Consider the following 16660-nt stretch of genomic DNA (forward strand, 5'->3'; position numbering starts at 1 on the left):
AAACGTCCTCAACTGCAATGTTCGGTGAGGTGATTGACCAGGGCTATGGCCAGCTCGCGCGGGTCCGCGCTGAAACTGCTGTAGCCCCCCTCACGCAGGCTGTCCGGCATGCTCGGACTGGCGCAGCTATCGGCGCGCTGGGTCCAGATCATGCCGCCCTGGCGCTTGACGTAAGCAGCGGCGGCGCTGCCATCGCTGCCCATGCCGCTGAAGGCGATCACGCCACACTGGGCACCGAACTGCTGCGCCAGGTTGAGCATCATCTGATCGATGGACGGGCTGTAGGGCTCCGGCCAGCCGCGTTCGGCGATCTGCATCGCGCCGTCCTCGGCAAAGCCCAGCTCGCGGCTGATCGGCACCACCACCACTTCCCCGCAGCGCACCGGGTCGCCATGTCGCGCTGCGTTGACATGCCACTGGCTATGTCGACCGACGGCCTGCGGCAATGCCGCCTCGAAGCTGGCATCGATATGCTGGGCGTAGATGAAACCGATCGGCAAGCCGCCCGGCAGCGCATCGAGAAACGCCTTGACCGCCGCCGGGCCACCCAACGACGCAGCCAGCAACCATACCTGGCGCGCCGGCTCGCCGGCTTTCAGCGGCGTATCGGCCAGTGCCTGCGGCAACTCCAGGCGAGTCGGGCGCTGTGCTTCATCGAGCAATGCCTGCAGACTCGGCCCGACCGCCTGGGCCGGATCGCCGACCAGACGCTTGAGCTTGCCGAACAGACTGCGCTCCCAGCGCGGATAGTTCTCCGAATGACGCTCCGGCGCATGCCCCTCACCGAACAGCACTGGCGCACTGGCGCGCTCCAGCAGGCTGTCGACCAGCGGCGAATCTTCCGACTGGGCCAGATCCACCAGCCACAGATCGGTTTCGCAGGCCGCCAGGGCCTGCTCGTCGAGGCGCGCCGGATCGCTGTTGAGCACCACCTGATAGCCGCCGCCGGTCAAGGCCTGCTGCAGCACGTGGCGCTGCAGCGAGGTGTCAGCGATTACTGCAATACGCGCTGCAGATTTGTCCGTCATATCCGTTTGACCCGGTGGCTATCCACCAACTGTGCAATGGTCTCGAGCAGCAAGGATTCCTGATAGGGCTTGCCGAGGTACTGATTGACGCCGATGGTCATGGCCCGCTCACGGTGCTTCTCACCGGTACGCGAGGTGATCATGATGATCGGCAAGTCCTTCAGGCGCTCGTCGTGGCGCACCAGCGTGGCCACCTCGAAGCCGTCCATGCGCGGCATTTCGATGTCCAGCAGCATGATGTCGGGCTTGTGTTCCTGCAGCTGGGCGATAGCGTCGACACCATCCTTGGCGGTGACCACGTTCATGCCGTTACGCTCGAGCAGACGACTGGTGACCTTGCGCACGGTGACCGAATCGTCGACCACCATGACCAGCGTCGGACGGTCCGCTTCCACTTCCTCTTTGGCCACCGTCTGACGCGAAGCCAGGCGCGGTACCAGCTGATTCTGCAGGTGCGCGTGCAGCACACGGATGGTCGCCAGCAGATCGAGAATCACCACCACGCGACCGTCCCCGAGGATGGTCGCACCGGAGATGCCATGCACCCCGGCGAACTGCGGGCCAAGACTCTTCACCACGATCTCGCGTGAGCCGGCCAGGCTGTCCACCTGCACCGCCACGGCGTGCTCACTGGAACGAACCAGGATCACCGGAAGCGGCAGGCTCTGCCCGACCAGCTTGGGCTGCTGGCCATTGTTCAGCAGATCACCGAGGTACTTCAGTTCGTAGGCCTGACCAGCGTATTCGAAGCGCGGCGCGTCGGGCGCGTAGTAAGCCTCCAGTTCGAACGGCGAAACCCGCACGATACCTTCGATGGTGTTCAGCGGGATGGCGTAGAGGTCTTCCCCGGAATACACCATCAGCGCACGGTTGACCGACACGGTGAACGGCAGGCGGATGGTGAAGCGCGTACCCTGGCCCAGCGTCGAGTCGATACTCATCGAGCCGCCAAGCTGCTTGACCTCCGAGTGCACCACGTCCATGCCGACACCGCGGCCGGAAATCTGCGTGACCTTCTCGGCGGTGGAGAAACCCGCCTCGAGAATGAACTGCAACACCTCGTGATCGCTCAGGTCGCTGTCGGCATCCATCAGACCGCGCTCGATGGCCTTGCGGCGCACGGCTTCGAGACGAATACCACCGCCATCGTCGTCCAGCACCAGGACGATATCGCCACCCTCGCGACCGAGGTTGAGGCGAATGGTGCCAGTGTCGGACTTGCCCGCAGCACGGCGCACATCGGACGGCTCGATACCGTGGTCGACGGCGTTACGCAGCATGTGCTCCAGTGGCGCAACGATGCGCTCGAGCACGGTGCGGTCCATTTCCCCTTCGGCGTTGCCGACGACGAACTCCACCTGCTTGCCCAGCTCACCCGCCACCTGACGAACGATACGGCGCAAACGTGGTACCAGGCGGTCGAAAGGCACCATGCGCGTGCGCATCAGGCCTTCCTGCAACTCGGTGTTGACCCGCGCCTGTTGCAGCAACAGGGTCTCGGCGTCGCGGTTCTTCGCCGCCAGGGTTTCCTTCAGATCGAGCAAGTCGGACGCGGACTCGAACAGCGCACGGGACAGCTGCTGCAGTTGCGAGTGGCGGTCCATCTCCAGCGGGTCGAAATCTTCGTAGCCAGCGCGCTCGGCCTCGGCCTGGTAGCGGCTGAGAATCTGCGCCTGAGTCTCGGTGTCGAGACGGCGCAACTGGTCGCGCACACGGTCGATGGTCGCTTCCATCTCGCTCAGAGTGAAGCTGACATCGCTGACCTGCTGCTCGACACGGCCACGGAAGATCGAGGTCTCACCGGCCAGGTTGACCAGGCCTTCGAGCAGCTCGGCCGGCACCTTGACCAGCTCCTGCGGCGCACGACGCGCGGCCGCTTCCTGAGCAGCCTCCTGCGCACGCTGCACGAATGGCAGCACCTTCAGCGCCTGCACTTGAGTCGGCACTTCACTGGCGGCAACGATGGGATTACGCAGATTGGCAATCGCCGGCGCTGCTGGCTCGGCCTCGCTGACCGGCGCCGCCGCTTCGTCGGCCAGGCTGGCACTGAGGCGCTGACGCAGTACGTCGAGTTCCTGCTGCAGACCTTCGAAACCGGACTGCACATCGAGGAACAGGCTTTCCGGCCAGGGCGCCCCCTGGAGCAACGCCTCGCTGAGATGCTGCTCCAGGTCGTGGCTCATGTCGCCGAGGCGCTTCTGCCCGGCCAACCGTGCACCACCCTTGAGGGTATGCAGAATGCGCAGCATCTCGTCGATGGCACTGACATCGTCACGCTGCTCTTCCCAGCGACCGACGGCCGTTTCCATCGCTTCGAGCAGGTCGTCGCCCTCTTCGAGGAAGATATCGAGGATGTCGCTGTCGGCCTCGTCCGCCTCATCGTTCTCGACCACAGCTTTGAGCTGCACGGCCGAGGGCATGCTCAGCTGCTCGTCCGGGTTGGCACGGAAGCGCTTGATGGTCTCGATCAGGGCATCGCCCTGCGGCACGACACGTTTACCCCGCACAGCTTCGAGCATCTCGGCCAGGCGGTCGTGGCAGGCCTGCAACAGGGTGAACAGCTCGGGGCTGGCGCGCAGACGGCCGGCACCGAGGTCTTCGTAAAGGAACTCCAGCTCATGGGCCAGATCGCCGATCTCGCGAATCTCGGCCATGCGCGCACCACCCTTGAGGGTGTGCAGGTCACGCTGCAGGGCTTCCAGTTCGAGGCTGTTGTCGACATTGGCCATCCAGCGCTGCAGTGCGGCACCGGCGCTGTCGATGATGTCGAAACCTTCCTCGAGGAAGATTTCCACCAGCTCGGGGTCACGCTCATCGTGCCAATTGGCCAACGGCGCGCTCTGCGGCTCGGGCTCAGGCTCGGGCTCGGGCTCGGGCTCGACTGTAACTTCATTCAGCGCGGGCGATTCATCTGCCGCCACTACCGGCTCGACTTCATCGCTCAAAGGCAAATCGGCCTCTGCCTGCGGCTCTTCGTCGAACACGATCTCGTCTTCGACCAGAGCCAGCGGAGGCAGCTCGGCGCTGTCCGCTTCCGGCTCGATCAGGTCGACGGGCGCCTCATCGGCTTGCGGCTCAACCTGAGCGGCAGCAGCGGACAGACTCTGCGGCACACCACCTTGACGGAACTGGCGGATGGCCTGGATAAGGTCATCTCCGGAGACCAGTGGCTGGCGCGCCTGCAACTGATCAAGCATCTGCGCCAGACGGTCATGACTTTGCTGCAGCAGACTGCCCAATGCCGGCGAGTAGCTGTAACGGCGATCGACCAGCCCTTCGTAAAGCGACTCCAGCTCGTGGCCCAGGTCACCGACCGGGCGAATCGCGGCCATGCGCGCACCACCCTTGAGGGTGTGCAGGTCACGTTGCAGCGAGGACAACGGCAGGGTGTTGTCCGGCTCGCCGAGCCAGCGTTCCAGCGCCTGACCGGCGCTTTCGAGAATATCCACGGCTTCTTCGAGGAAGATCTCGACCATTTCCTCATCGAGATCAGCGTCGGCAGGGCTGAACCCCAGCTCGGCCTCTGCCTCGGCCTGCAGTTCGATGTCATCGCTCTCGACGACGTGAGCCTCGACGGACTCTTCGTCCGGCTGCGGCGGCTCGACTTCGGCTTGTTCGAGCTCGGCAGTGGCCTGGTCCAGCTCGATGATTTCCATACCCTCGGCACCCGGCGCCAGCAAGGCCAGGGTCTGCGGATCGATGGCCTCGCTGAGCAGGTCACGCAGTGCCTGCACGCGCTCGGGTTGCGCGCTGACCTGCAGGGCGGCGGCGACCTGATCCATCATGCCGATCAGAGCTTCGTGGGCTTTTTCCGCCTCATCGAAGAAGCGCTCGCTGACCGCCAGGCTACCTTCCTCGACTGCACCATAGAGGTCCAGCAGGGCTTCACAGAGTTCGTCGATCTGCGGCAGTTCGGCCATTTCGGCCCCACGGCCGAGGGTGGTCAGTTCTTCCAGCAGTGCAGACAGCTCCTGGCGCTCGGACGGGTGTTCGCGCCATTTGCGCAGCAGGTCCTCGGCGTCCAGCAGGATATCCATGCCCTCGGCGAGGAAGATGCCGATCAGTTGCGGGTCGCGACTTTCACCGCTTTGCCCCAGACGCTCGTCTTCGGCACTGGCCAGGCGCTCCTGGTGCAGCGCTTGCACGCGGGCGAGGAACTCCGCGGCGCCCTCGATCGGCGCCAGGGGCTGGCTTTCCAGATTTTCCAGGCCGACACGGAACAACTGCTCGGCACGACTGAGCAGCTCGGCGGCGCTCAGGTCAACCTGAATCAGGTTGGTCTTGAACTCCTTGACCAGTTTCTCCAGCGGCGCGGCGATCTCCGCCACCGGCAGGATACCGGCCATGTAGGCGCTGCCCTTGAGGGTATGCAGGGCACGCTGCAGGTTATCGGTGACCGGCTGTGGCAGCTCCTGCGCGCAGTCGGCGAGAAAGCCCACCAGGGTATCGAGATGGGTTTCCGCCTCGTTGCGGAAAATCTCCAGCAACTGTGGATCGAGTGGCTCGCCTTCGAGCGCTTCGTCGTCACTCGAAGCAACCTGCTTGGTGACCTCGGTAGCTTCGTCAACGCCCTCGGGCTCGGCTACCTGCTGGGCGGCCGGGGCGTCAGATTTTGGGGGCGTCAGCCCCTTGGCCAGCGCGTGTGCGGTGGCTGCCAGCAGGTCGACATCGTCACGCTGGCGCTGCGCCTTGGCGGCAAACTCATCGACCAGCGCCGGCATCAGGGCAACGACATCCAGCACCACCTGTTGCACAGATGCGTTCGGTTCGATGCTGCGATCGAGCACGCGGTTGAGCAGGTTTTCGATGGACCAGGCCAGCTCGCCGATAATCAGTGCGCGGACCATGCGCCCACTGCCCTTGAGGGTGTGGAAGGCGCGACGAACCTCGATCAGCGCATCCTTGTTGTCGGTATTGGCCTGCCACTGCGGCAGGTACTCGGCGATGGTTTCCAGCACTTCGCCGGCTTCTTCGATGAAGACTTCCAGCAGTTCCTCGTCCACCGGCTCTTCGTCGGCAGGTGGCGGCAACAGGCTCGGCGGCACGTCGGCAGCAGGCGGATTGATCGCCTGTACCGGGGCGGCCATCACGTCAGCCATCGACAAGGGTTTCTCTGCCTCGGGCTGCGCAATCTGCTCCGCTACGTCCGGCGCGCTGGGCAGCTCGACTTCCGGCAGTTCCAGCTCGGCCAACTCCAGCTCGTCCCACTGCGGAACCTCGGCCAGCTGATCCAGGCTCAGCTCTTCGAGTTCCAGCTCGGGTTCGGCATCGAGCAACCGCGCGGCAACGGTTTCTTCGTTCTGCTGCGCAGGCAGCTCTTCGAGATCATCGAGCTCGAAGGTGAAGGTATCGGCAGGCTCCTGGGTTGCCGGCAGCTCGGGCTCGGCATCGAGCGAGTGCACATCCGCAACCTCATCACTGGGCGACTCGGGCGCGTCGAATGTCAGCGTCTCGATTTCGGCCAGGGGTTCTTCGAGCTGTTCGTCTTCCGCGCCCAGCAGTTCGATTTCCTGCAGCGGGTCAGCCAGTGGTGCCAGGCTTTCCTCCTGCGGCTCGACGCGGTCGAGGATCGACGGTTTTTCCGTGAGCGGGTAACCGAGGTTTTCCAGGCTTTCCTCGGCGACATCGAGAATCAGATCACCTTGCGTGCCGTGGTCCTCGGCCAGACGCTCGAGGTAATACTCGACGCTGGTGATGGCATCGGCCAGGGTGTCCAGGCTCTGCCAGTTGGGCACGGCCTTGCGCGCCAGCAGCTGCTCCTGGATGTAGCGATTACAGGCGTTGAGAAGATCGGCAGCGCGCTGCAGCGGAATCATCGCCAGGCCGCCACGGACCTGGGTCAGCAGTTCGGGAACACGGGCCAGGTGCTCGTGGTTCCACTGCGAGGCGATGAACTCGATGATCGCGTCCTTGGCCTGTTCCAGACCGTTGCGCGCCTCTTTAATGACAAGCTGATGGATCTGCCCCACATCGGTGGTCGGCAGACGGCTCTGCTCATTCTGATTGTCCTCGCTCGGGCCGACCATGCCGGCCAGCGTCGCTTCGACATAGAGCAGCGCACCGGCGACATCCATCAGCACTGCATCGTTCGGCTCACGCTGGCCGAGTGACAGGCTGTGGACGACGTCGATCTGATCGAGAATCACCTTGCGCGGCTGGCCGAAACCGAGCACAGCCAGGGTGTCGGCGATCTGCTTGAGCGGTGCCAGCAAAGCGTCCAGCTCACCCGGCTGACTGCGATCGCTGCGTACGAACAGGTCGAGGCTGTCCTTGACCCGCACCAGCTCCTCGCACAGCGCGGCGACCACCGAACGCATGGCATCGCGGTCTGGGCCGGCCAGGCGAGCACGCTCTTCGTCGACTACTTCGTTATCGGGCAGCGCTTCATCGAGACGGTACTGTTCCTTCAGCGCGCTAATGCGTGGCGACTGCGCCGGAGCCTTGGCCACGTAGAACAGCAGGTTCTTGGTCAGCTCATCGGGCGCGGACTGGTTGATGCCATCGGCGCCCTGCTCGACCAGGCGCTTGAGCTCCTTGTCGACCTGACGCAGCAAAGTACGCACGGAGGTGCCATTGACCACGCTGCCATTGGCCAGACCTTCGACCATGCCGGAGGCGATCTGCCACAGGCCGCCCAGCGGGGCGTCCTTGCACAGGCTTTCCAGGCGGGCGAAGACGCGCGCCATATAACCGAGATTGGTGCCCAGATCCTGGTTGCGGATCACCCCGACCAGTGACATCTGCAGCATCTGCCGCAGCTTGCGCAGCAACACCGGCAACTCGGCGGTGCGCAGGCGCGCCATGCTGCCTTCGGGCAACGCTGGCAGGCGCACGGACATATCAGGGGAGAACAGGCTGGTTTCCGACAGCAGCTTCTCGCCACGGGCGGCGCGCAGGTCGTTGAGCAGCGGCAGCACGACCATCGGCAGGTCGCGGCGAGCGGTCTGGATACGGTCGAGGTACACCGGCAACTGCAGGATGGCCTGCATCAGCACTTCCAGGGCTTCACCCTGGTTGGCCACGCGACCTTCCATCAACGCCTTGGCCAGTTGCTCCATTTCTTCGGCGAGCAACGCTGCGCCGTAGAATTCGACCATCTGCAAGGTGCCGTGAACCTGGTGCACGTAGGTCAGACAGAAGCGCATGCGCGTGGGGTCCTGCGGGTTCTCGACGAACGCCTCCAGGGCCTGTCGCGCCTGCTTCAGGGTTTCCCCGATCTCGCCTTTGACCCACTCCAGGGCGACATAATCATGCCGATCACCCATAGCCACTCCACTCATAAACTTGGCCTTATCCCTTGCGGGTAAACGCCAGAACTCGCTCATCGGCTACCGGCACCAGTTGCGGGTGCTGCCAACCGGCTACTTCGCCTACGCCTACGACCAGCAGGCCACCCGGCGCCAGGCTCTCGGCCAGGCGGTTGAGGATGTCGCGGCGACGCCAGCGGCGGAAATAGATCAGCAAGTTCTGACAGAAAATCACATCCATGCCGGACATAGGCGCCTTGGCCAGTTCCAGCACATTGAGCCGGGCGCAGCACACTCGCGCAGCCAGACTCGGTACCACCTTGAAACGTTCATCGGCCTGCGCGATGAAATAGCGCTCGCGCAGCTCGTCACTCACCTGCTCCAGGCGCCGCGTCGAATAGCAGGCCTCGCGGGCCTTGCTCAACGCGCCCTGACTGATATCGGTCCCGGTCACTGCGAAGTGCTCGGGCAGCTCGCTGCCCTGCAGCGTCTCGGCGGCCTGAATCGCCAGCGAATAAGGCTCTTCACCACTGGAACAGCCTACGCTCCACAACTCCCAGGGCTTACCCAGGCCCGCCTCCAGGCGTTCCTGCAGATACTGCGAAAGCACTTCGAAGGACGGCGGGTGGCGGAAGAAGCGGGTTTCCTGCACGGTCAGACGATCCAGCAGGGTCGACCACTCCACCGCGCCACGCGGCCCGTCGGTGACCTGACGGTAGTAGCTGGCGTAGTCCGTGACGCCCAGTTCACGCATGCGCGTACTCAGGTTGGTCTGCAGAAAGGCACGACGCTGCTCGCTGATCACCACACCGGTGCGCGCCTCGAGAAGCGTCTGCCAGTCTTGGAAATCGGCTTGCGACATATCGGCCACCGGGCGCAATGCCCAAACGCCCGCTGACTGCATACCTTCGCCCTGAGTCATGGCTGTGTTGCGGTGGCCAGCATCAGCCACCGCGCTCCTTTATCAGGCGTCTGGCAGGGTGAAGCCGGACACCGACTTGCGCATCTCACTGGCCATCTTGGCCAGGTTACCAATGCTCTTGGCGGTGGCGGTGGTACCCGAGGACGTCTGCGAGGTGATCTCCTGGATCACGTTCATGGTGTTGGAAATGTGGCCGGCCGAAGAGGCCTGCTGACGGGCGGCGTTGGAGATGTTCTGGATGAGGGCCGCGAGGGTCTTCGATACCTTCTCGATCTCTTCCAGTGCCACACCGGCGTCCTGCGCCAGGCGGGCACCGCGCACCACTTCGGAAGTCGTCTGCTCCATGGAGATAACGGCTTCGTTGGTGTCGGTCTGAATGGTTTTTACCAGTGCCTCGATCTGCTTGGTCGCCGCCGAGGAACGTTCTGCGAGGCGCTGTACCTCGTCCGCTACCACGGCGAAGCCGCGGCCCGCATCACCGGCCATGGACGCCTGGATCGCGGCGTTCAGTGCGAGGATGTTGGTCTGGTCGGCAATGTCGTTAATCAGGCTAACGATGTCACCGATCTCCTGGGACGATTCACCGAGGCGCTTGATCCGCTTCGAGGTGTCCTGGATCTGCTCACGAATGTTATCCATGCCGGTGATGGTGTTGTGTACGACTTCGTTACCCTTGTTAGCGATGGCTACGGAACGTTCCGCTACCGCGGAGGATTCCGAGGCGTTCGCCGATACCTGGTCAATCGACACGGCCATTTCATTGATCGCCGCGGAGGCACCGGCAATTTCCTGCGCCTGGTGCTCGGAAGCCTCGGCCAGGTGCATCGCCGTTGCCTGGGTTTCCTGGGCTGCACCAGCTACCTGAACGGCGGTCAGGTTAATGGTGGCTACCAGGTCACGCAGCTGGTCGATGGAGTAGTTGATGGAGTCGGCGATGGCACCGGTGAAGTCTTCGGTTACCGTTGCGGCCACTGTCAGGTCACCGTCGGCGAGGTCGGCGATTTCATCGAGCAGACGCAGAATCGCCGCCTGGTTACGCTCGTTCTTCTCGGCGGTTTCGGCCAGACGACGGTTGGTTTCCCGCACCATCACCAGGCCGATGAGAATGATCGAACCCAGCGCCAGGGCGCCCAGCACATAGCCGAACAGGGTGTTGATGGCGCGACCGTCAGCCAGCTCTTCGAAGCCGCCGGCCAGATCGGATGCCTTGTCCAGCAGGGTCTGCGAAACGGTGAAGATGGAGTTCGCAGACTCACGCACCTGGAACAGTTCCGGCGAGGTTTCGAGAATCTCGTCCACCGAACCAGATACGAATTCGAACAGCTCGGAAATCTCGGACAGACGCTCGAGCGCCTCATCGTCGGTCACCTGGCTGATCTCCATCGCCGCGTTGCCTTCGAGCATTGCGGCCAGTACACGGCCGAACAAACTGGCGTCACGGCCGAACATGTCGGCAGCCTGTACCGAGTCTTCGTCACCGGCCAGTACCTTGTTCACCGAACCGAGGATACGTTCAGCCAGCAGCGACTGGCGCTGGGCCACGGAAACCTGGGCCGCCGGCGCACCGCTCTCCAGCAGGATGTCGACCACCTCTTCGTACTCGACCTGCAACTGCGGGATGGTCTCCGCCAGGGTGGCGGCTACCTGGTGCAACGACAGTACGGTCTGCTCACTGGCGAGAATGGCGTCGGTGTTCTGCCGCAGGCTGTCCCAGTCTTGCTGTACTGCAGCCATCTGCGCCTGCACCGACGCCGGCGCCGGCGGCAAGCCGCTGCTGGCGTCGCCATCGGTCAGGTAGCCCCAGCGCTGCTGGAAGTCGTTACGCGCATCGCGCAACAGACCGAAGGCTTCGGCCGTACCGGCCGCCGCTTCCGTGGCGTTCTTGGCGATACGCTGGGACAGTACGCGCAGCTCACCGGAGTGACCGATGTACTCGGTATCGTAGTTGGACTGGGTGTTGATGTAGGCGAAGTTCGCGAACAACAGCACGATGGAAACGATAAGGACGACGAACAGCGCTGCGATCAGCGTACTGCTGCGTGCCCCCGCCAACAAATTGCCTGCATTGAGTTTTTTCATTATCTGGCCCCCGCCTGGACCGACCGCACTAGGGTTCCCATGTAACGCCAAAGAGCCGGAAGAACCGGCCCAACCGAAAATCTATTGATAGGACACATCGAGAAAGCCCGGATCGGCCGTCAGCGCATGAGGGCTGAACACCAACCAGGGCTGTTCGCGTTGAAAGACACCGTGGATAAACGGCGCAATGCTCGCCTCGAGAGGCGGCAGTTGTTCTGAAAATGCATCCACGGGGAAATGTTGCATGCCGAAAACTTCGTCGACCGTCAGGCCAGCGAAGATTTCCTGGTGATCGACCACCAGAATTCGCCGCAGCTTGCGCAGCGGCGACAGTTCATTACCGAAGAACCCGCACAGGTCCATGATCGGCAGCAGGCGGCCACGCACGTTGGCCACCCCTTTTACCCAGCCCTTGACGCCCGGCAGCAGGGTGTAGCGCGGCTCATGCAGTACCTCGCCGACCTCCCCCATCGGCGCGACGAAGAATCGCTCGCCCATGCGAAAGCCGATACCGCTCCAGGTCTGTACCGCCGCTTGTTGCGATGGCAGGCCGGCCGCCAGGGCTCGGCAACGCTGGTCGATCTCGAGGAGTATCTGGAAAGGAGTCTGCGCATCCGACATGCCAGCCGAGGCCTTCTTATTTAATACGCGGACGGCACGGCATCAGCCGGCCAGTACCGCGTTGAGGGTTTTCAGCAAGGTGTCTTCATCGACCGGCTTGGTCAGGTAGTCCTTGGCGCCCTGGCGCTTGCCCCAGACCTTGTCGGTTTCCTGATCCTTGGTGGTGACGATGATCACCGGGATGTGGCTGGTTTCGGCGTCCTTGGTCAGTTGACGAGTCGCCTGAAAACCATTGAGACCGGGCATGACGATGTCCATCAGGACTGCGTCCGGCTTTTCCTGACGGGCCAGAGCCACGCCATCGGCGCCATTTTCCGCTTTAAGTACCTGATGGCCGTGCTTTTCCAGCATGGCGGTCAGCTTGTACATCTCGGTTGGGGAGTCATCAACAATCAGAATTCGAGCCATGGTGTTTCCCAATACAGAAGAGACGTAGGGGCCGCGAGACCGCTACATCAGGAGGCTTGTTCCACCGGAGTGAAGTCCGGCACGTGGGCTTTGATCGCACCGAGCAACTCTTCCTTGCTGAAGGGCTTGGTCAGGTATTGATCGGAGCCGACGATGCGTCCCTTGGCCTTGTCAAACAGGCCATCCTTGGAGGACAGCATGATCACCGGGGTGGATTTGAAGGCACTGTTGTTCTTGATCAGGGCACAGGTCTGATACCCATCGAGACGCGGCATCATGATGTCGACAAAGATGATGCTGGGGTGAGTGTCGGCAATCTTGGCCAGGGCATCGAAGCCATCGACCGCGGTGATGACATCACAACCCACTTTTTTCAGCAGAGTTTCAGCGGTGCGACGAATCGTTTTCGAATCGTCGATCACCATCACTTTCAAACCCTCGGAATGCTGTTCCATGTTCGCCCTACCATCGCCTCGGTGAGTCGTTATATTCGCGTTATCAGTATGCCTGAGGCCTAGTCGCCGATGGGTCTTGACCCAATCGTCGGGCCTTTTTAGCACACTCTCAACATGCAAGCTACAAGGCTGCCAGGGCAGCCCCAGCCCTTGACCAAGGCCGCGGCCGAAGCCACCCTGACAGCCATCGTTCAGCATGGCCAGTCCGGCCCCTGCCCTCTATCTCGCGGAGATTTAACCCCCATGAGCCTTCGTCTCGGGATCGTCATGGATCCGATTGCCAGCATTTCCTTCAAGAAGGACAGCTCGCTGGCCATGTTGCTGGCCGCTCAAGCACGCGGCTGGTCACTGTTCTATATGGAGCAGCAGGATCTCTACCAGATTCGCGGCGAGGCTCGTGCCCGCCTGCGACCGCTGGAAGTGTTCAACGACCCGCAGCGCTGGTTCACCCTTGGCATGGAACAGGACACGCCGCTCGCCGAGCTGGACGTGATCCTGATGCGCAAGGACCCGCCCTTCGATAACGAATTCGTCTACTCCACCTACCTGCTCGAGCAGGCGGAGCGCGACGGCGTACTGGTGGTCAATCGGCCGCAGAGCCTGCGCGACTGCAATGAAAAGTTCTTCGCCACCCAGTTTCCCCAATACACGCCACCGACACTGGTCAGCCGGCGCGCAGACATTGTGCGCCAGTTTGCCGATGAGCACCGTGACATCATTCTCAAACCCCTTGATGGCATGGGCGGTTCGCAGATCTTTCGCCACCGCGCCGGCGACCCGAATCTCTCGGTGATTCTCGAGGCGCTGACCCTGCACGGCCAGCAGCAGATCATGGTGCAAGCCTACCTGCCGGCCATCAAGGACGGCGACAAGCGCATTCTGATGATAGACGGCGAACCCGTACCGTACTGCCTGGCGCGCATTCCAGCGGCAGGGGAAACGCGCGGCAACCTGGCCGCAGGTGGACGCGGTGAAGCCCGCCCGCTGACCGAGCGTGATCGCGAGATCGCCGCAGCAGTCGGCCCCACCCTGCGTGAAAAAGGGCTGATCTTCGTCGGACTCGATGTAATTGGCGAAAATCTGACCGAAATCAACGTCACCAGCCCGACCTGCATCCGCGAAATCGATGCTGCCTTCGACACCCGCATCGGCGAGCGCCTGATGGACTGCATCGCGAGCAAGCGCGGACTAAAAGCTTGACGCAAGTGGCAGCCTGGCGCCTGCAACTTGCAGGCGCCTACTGCTACCCGGCAGACTGCGCGACATTCGAAAGCAGACCCGATACGCGATGAACGCAGCAGCCACCCCACCGACCAGCTCCTCCGCCACCGTCCGACCGGTGGATCGCCTGGGGTTCACCCTGTTTATCGCTGCCGCACTGCACGTGGCGGTGATCCTTGGCGTCGGCTTCAGCCTGGAGTCACCGCCGGAAATCAGCAAGACGCTGGAAATCACCCTGTCCACCTTCAAGAGCGAAGAAAAGCCCAAGGAGGCGGACTTCCTCGCTCAGGACAACCAGCAGGGCAGCGGCACCCTGGAACATGCCGCCGCCCCGAAGACCACCGAACAGGCGCCCTTCCAGGACAGCGAAGTGCGCAAGGTCACGCCGCCCGCCACCCCGCAGCCGCCTGCCACCAAACAGCAAGCGCCCAAGGCTGCCGTCGCCACACGGGCACCACAGCAGCAGAAAACCCCGGTCAAGCGTGAAGAGAGCAAGCCCGTGCCGCAGACACAGCCTGCGCCGGTGTTCGACTCCGCTCAGCTGTCAGCTGAGATCGCCAGCCTGGAAGCCGAGTTGGCGCAAGAAGTTCAGCAGTACGCCAAGCGTCCGAAGATCCACCGCCTCAACGCCGCCTCGACCATGCGTGACAAAGGCGCCTGGTACAAGGACGAGTGGCGCAAGAAGGTCGAGCGCATCGGCAACCTCAACTACCCGGACGACGCCCGCCGCCAGCGCATCTACGGCAGCCTGCGTCTGCTGGTGTCGATCAACCGCGACGGCTCGCTGTATGAAGTGCAGGTGCTGGAGTCCTCGGGCCATGCCGTGCTCGATCAGGCCGCCCAGCGTATCGTGCGCCTGGCCGCGCCCTACGCCCCCTTCACCGGCGACCTGGCGGATATCGACCGCCTGGAAATCATCCGTACCTGGCGCTTCGAACGCGGCGACCGACTGTCGAGCAACTAGCCCCGAGGTACGCGCGGCGGCACCTGGGTCGCTCTCCGTGGCCCGGATGAAATCCGCGAATTTCACCACCGCCCCACGGATTTCATCCGGGCTACCGGCATGTCGCCCCAGCCCGCTCTGCAGCTGAACCGCCCTACAGCTTGAAGCCCGGCGCCTTAAAGCTGAAACTAGCCGGCATGAAGACCTCAGCCCCCACCTCGCTCAAGCACCACTTTCTGATCGCCATGCCGCACATGGCCGATCCGAACTTCGCGCAGACCGTCACCTACCTGGTCGAACACAACGAGCAGGGCGCAATGGGTCTGGTGATCAACAAGCCCAATGGCCTCAATCTGGCTGACGTGCTCGAACAGCTGCGTCCCGACGAAGAGCCTGCCGCGCTGTGCCACAGCTTGCCGATCTTTTCCGGCGGCCCGGTACAGACCGACCGTGGTTTCGTCCTGCACCCGGCCGGCCCGCAGTACCAGGCCACCCTGGAGCTGGGCGAACTGGGCCTGTCCACTTCACAGGACGTGCTGTTCGCCATCGCCGACGGCAGCGGCCCGGACAAGTACCTGATCACCCTCGGCTACGCTGGCTGGGACGCCGGGCAACTGGAGGCCGAACTGGCCGACAACGCCTGGCTGACCTGCCCCGCCGACAGCAGCATTCTCTTCGACCTGCCCTTCGATCAACGCCTGAATGCCGCTGCCGCCTGCCTCGGCATCAACCTCAGCCTGCTCACCTCCCAGGCCGGGCACGCCTGATGAGTGACAAGCCACTGCGCCTGTTGCTGGGCTTCGACTACGGCAGCAAACAGATCGGCGTCGCCGTCGGCCAAGTCATCACCGGCCATGCCCGCGAGCTGTGCGTGCTCAAGGCGCAGAACGGCGTGCCGGACTGGAGTCGCGTCGAAGCATTGATCAAGGAATGGCAGCCGGACGCCGTGGTGGTCGGCCTGCCGCTGAACATGGACGGCACGCCCAGCGAGATGAGCGCCCGTGCCGAGAAATTCGCCCGCCGCCTCAATGGCCGCTTCAACCTGCCGGCCTACACCCACGACGAACGCCTGACCACCTTCGAGGCCAAGGGCCAGCGCCTGCGCGAAGGCCAGAGCGGCGGCTACCGCGAGCGCCCCGTCGACGCCATTGCCGCAGCCCTGCTGCTGCAGGGCTGGCTAGAGGAAAACTGCACGGGCTGAGCGAATCGGCCCGCACCAAGGAGTTTCGCCATGCTACCCAATCCCAACGACCTGCTGCCGGCCATGGCCAGCGCCCTGACCCAGCACCTCAACCAACGGCAGATCAGCGAGCCGCGCTTCATCGGCATCCGCACCGGCGGCGTCTGGGTCGCTCAGGCCCTGCTTGCCGCCCTGGGGCGCGATGACGCACTGGGCATCCTCGACGTGTCCTTCTACCGCGACGACTTCACCCAGAACGGTCTGCACCCGCAGGTGCAGCCGTCCGAGCTGCCGTTCGAGATCGAAGGCCAGCACCTGGTGCTGATCGACGACGTACTGATGAGCGGCCGCACCATCCGCGCCGCCCTGAACGAACTGTTCGACTACGGCCGCCCGGCCAGCGTGACCCTGGTCAGCCTGCTCGATCTCAACGCCCGCGAATTGCCGATCCGCCCGGATGTGGTCGGCGCCACCCTGTCGCTGGCGACCAACGAGCGGGTAAAATTGTCCGGCCCTACGCCGCTGACCCTCGAACTCCAGACGCTCGCCAACTGAG

General features: G+C 63.4%; 12 protein-coding genes. 5 read left to right on the plus strand and 7 right to left on the minus strand.

All coding sequences use genetic code 11. The features are described 5' to 3' along the window. Positions 1-8 precede the first annotated feature (8 nt). The 7 genes from ACN8M7_RS03975 to pilG all read right to left on the minus strand — a co-directional run bounded on the left by ACN8M7_RS03975 (position 9) and on the right by pilG (position 12760). Positions 9-1028: a chemotaxis protein CheB gene (locus ACN8M7_RS03975; RefSeq protein ID WP_061238545.1), complete on the minus strand. Its 1020-nt coding sequence runs from the start codon at positions 1026-1028 to the stop codon at positions 9-11. Continuing rightward, positions 1025-8293, minus strand: a complete 7269-nt coding sequence (locus ACN8M7_RS03980; RefSeq protein WP_490259853.1) for a hybrid sensor histidine kinase/response regulator — start codon at positions 8291-8293, stop codon at positions 1025-1027. The genes ACN8M7_RS03975 and ACN8M7_RS03980 overlap by 4 nt, the downstream gene beginning before the upstream one ends. A gap of 25 nt (positions 8294-8318) precedes the next feature. Beyond that, complete coding sequence (locus tag ACN8M7_RS03985; RefSeq protein WP_061238637.1) at positions 8319-9179, minus strand: protein-glutamate O-methyltransferase; 861 nt, start codon at positions 9177-9179, stop codon at positions 8319-8321. A 60-nt stretch (positions 9180-9239) separates the two neighbouring features. After that, a complete protein-coding gene (locus tag ACN8M7_RS03990) occupies positions 9240-11276 on the minus strand; it encodes a methyl-accepting chemotaxis protein (protein WP_490259854.1) in 2037 nt (678 codons plus the stop codon). Between the two features lie 81 nt (positions 11277-11357). Continuing rightward, positions 11358-11897, minus strand: coding sequence for a chemotaxis protein CheW (locus tag ACN8M7_RS03995; RefSeq protein WP_061238548.1), 540 nt, complete (start codon positions 11895-11897; stop codon positions 11358-11360). A 42-nt stretch (positions 11898-11939) separates the two neighbouring features. Then, positions 11940-12305 carry a twitching motility response regulator PilH gene (pilH, locus tag ACN8M7_RS04000; protein ID WP_013713612.1) on the minus strand — a complete coding sequence of 122 codons (366 nt, stop codon included), beginning with the start codon at positions 12303-12305 and terminating at the stop codon, positions 11940-11942. Between the two features lie 47 nt (positions 12306-12352). Then, on the minus strand, positions 12353-12760 hold the full coding sequence (gene pilG, locus ACN8M7_RS04005) for a twitching motility response regulator PilG (RefSeq protein ID WP_003458788.1): 408 nt from the start codon (positions 12758-12760) through the stop codon (positions 12353-12355). A 243-nt stretch (positions 12761-13003) separates the two neighbouring features. On the opposite strand from pilG, the gene gshB reads away from it, so the two are divergent. The 5 genes from gshB to pyrR all read left to right on the plus strand — a co-directional run bounded on the left by gshB (position 13004) and on the right by pyrR (position 16659). Next, entirely contained in the window at positions 13004-13960 is a 957-nt protein-coding gene (gene gshB, locus ACN8M7_RS04010) for a glutathione synthase (protein WP_490259855.1), read from the plus strand. Between the two features lie 88 nt (positions 13961-14048). Next, the gene (locus ACN8M7_RS04015; protein ID WP_490259856.1) at positions 14049-14945 is read left to right on the plus strand and encodes an energy transducer TonB; all 897 of its coding nucleotides are present in this window, start codon (positions 14049-14051) and stop codon (positions 14943-14945) included. A gap of 176 nt (positions 14946-15121) precedes the next feature. Next, the gene (locus ACN8M7_RS04020; RefSeq protein WP_490259857.1) at positions 15122-15691 is read left to right on the plus strand and encodes a YqgE/AlgH family protein; all 570 of its coding nucleotides are present in this window, start codon (positions 15122-15124) and stop codon (positions 15689-15691) included. Then, positions 15688-16125, plus strand: a complete 438-nt coding sequence (gene ruvX / locus ACN8M7_RS04025) for a Holliday junction resolvase RuvX (RefSeq protein ID WP_156458571.1) — start codon at positions 15688-15690, stop codon at positions 16123-16125. The genes ACN8M7_RS04020 and ruvX overlap by 4 nt, the downstream gene beginning before the upstream one ends. A gap of 30 nt (positions 16126-16155) precedes the next feature. After that, on the plus strand, positions 16156-16659 hold the full coding sequence (gene pyrR, locus ACN8M7_RS04030; RefSeq protein ID WP_278620352.1) for a bifunctional pyr operon transcriptional regulator/uracil phosphoribosyltransferase PyrR: 504 nt from the start codon (positions 16156-16158) through the stop codon (positions 16657-16659). Position 16660 lies beyond the last annotated feature (1 nt).

This window comes from Pseudomonas spartinae (genome assembly GCF_965197125.1).
In the GTDB taxonomy this organism is placed as follows: Bacteria; Pseudomonadota; Gammaproteobacteria; order Pseudomonadales; family Pseudomonadaceae; genus Aquipseudomonas; species Aquipseudomonas composti_A.

What these genes read in the sequence shown, in the direction of transcription:
- ACN8M7_RS03975 (WP_061238545.1), bottom strand. Translation starts at nt 1,028, where the DNA reads ATGACGGACAAATCTGCAGCGCGTATTGCAGTAATCGCTGACACCTCG.
- ACN8M7_RS03980 (WP_490259853.1), bottom strand. Translation starts at nt 8,293, where the DNA reads ATGGGTGATCGGCATGATTATGTCGCCCTGGAGTGGGTCAAAGGCGAG.
- ACN8M7_RS03985 (WP_061238637.1), bottom strand. Translation starts at nt 9,179, where the DNA reads ATGCAGTCAGCGGGCGTTTGGGCATTGCGCCCGGTGGCCGATATGTCG.
- ACN8M7_RS03990 (WP_490259854.1), bottom strand. Translation starts at nt 11,276, where the DNA reads ATGAAAAAACTCAATGCAGGCAATTTGTTGGCGGGGGCACGCAGCAGT.
- ACN8M7_RS03995 (WP_061238548.1), bottom strand. Translation starts at nt 11,897, where the DNA reads ATGTCGGATGCGCAGACTCCTTTCCAGATACTCCTCGAGATCGACCAG.
- pilH (WP_013713612.1), bottom strand. Translation starts at nt 12,305, where the DNA reads ATGGCTCGAATTCTGATTGTTGATGACTCCCCAACCGAGATGTACAAG.
- pilG (WP_003458788.1), bottom strand. Translation starts at nt 12,760, where the DNA reads ATGGAACAGCATTCCGAGGGTTTGAAAGTGATGGTGATCGACGATTCG.
- gshB (WP_490259855.1), top strand. Translation starts at nt 13,004, where the DNA reads ATGAGCCTTCGTCTCGGGATCGTCATGGATCCGATTGCCAGCATTTCC.
- ACN8M7_RS04015 (WP_490259856.1), top strand. Translation starts at nt 14,049, where the DNA reads ATGAACGCAGCAGCCACCCCACCGACCAGCTCCTCCGCCACCGTCCGA.
- ACN8M7_RS04020 (WP_490259857.1), top strand. Translation starts at nt 15,122, where the DNA reads ATGAAGACCTCAGCCCCCACCTCGCTCAAGCACCACTTTCTGATCGCC.
- pyrR (WP_278620352.1), top strand. Translation starts at nt 16,156, where the DNA reads ATGCTACCCAATCCCAACGACCTGCTGCCGGCCATGGCCAGCGCCCTG.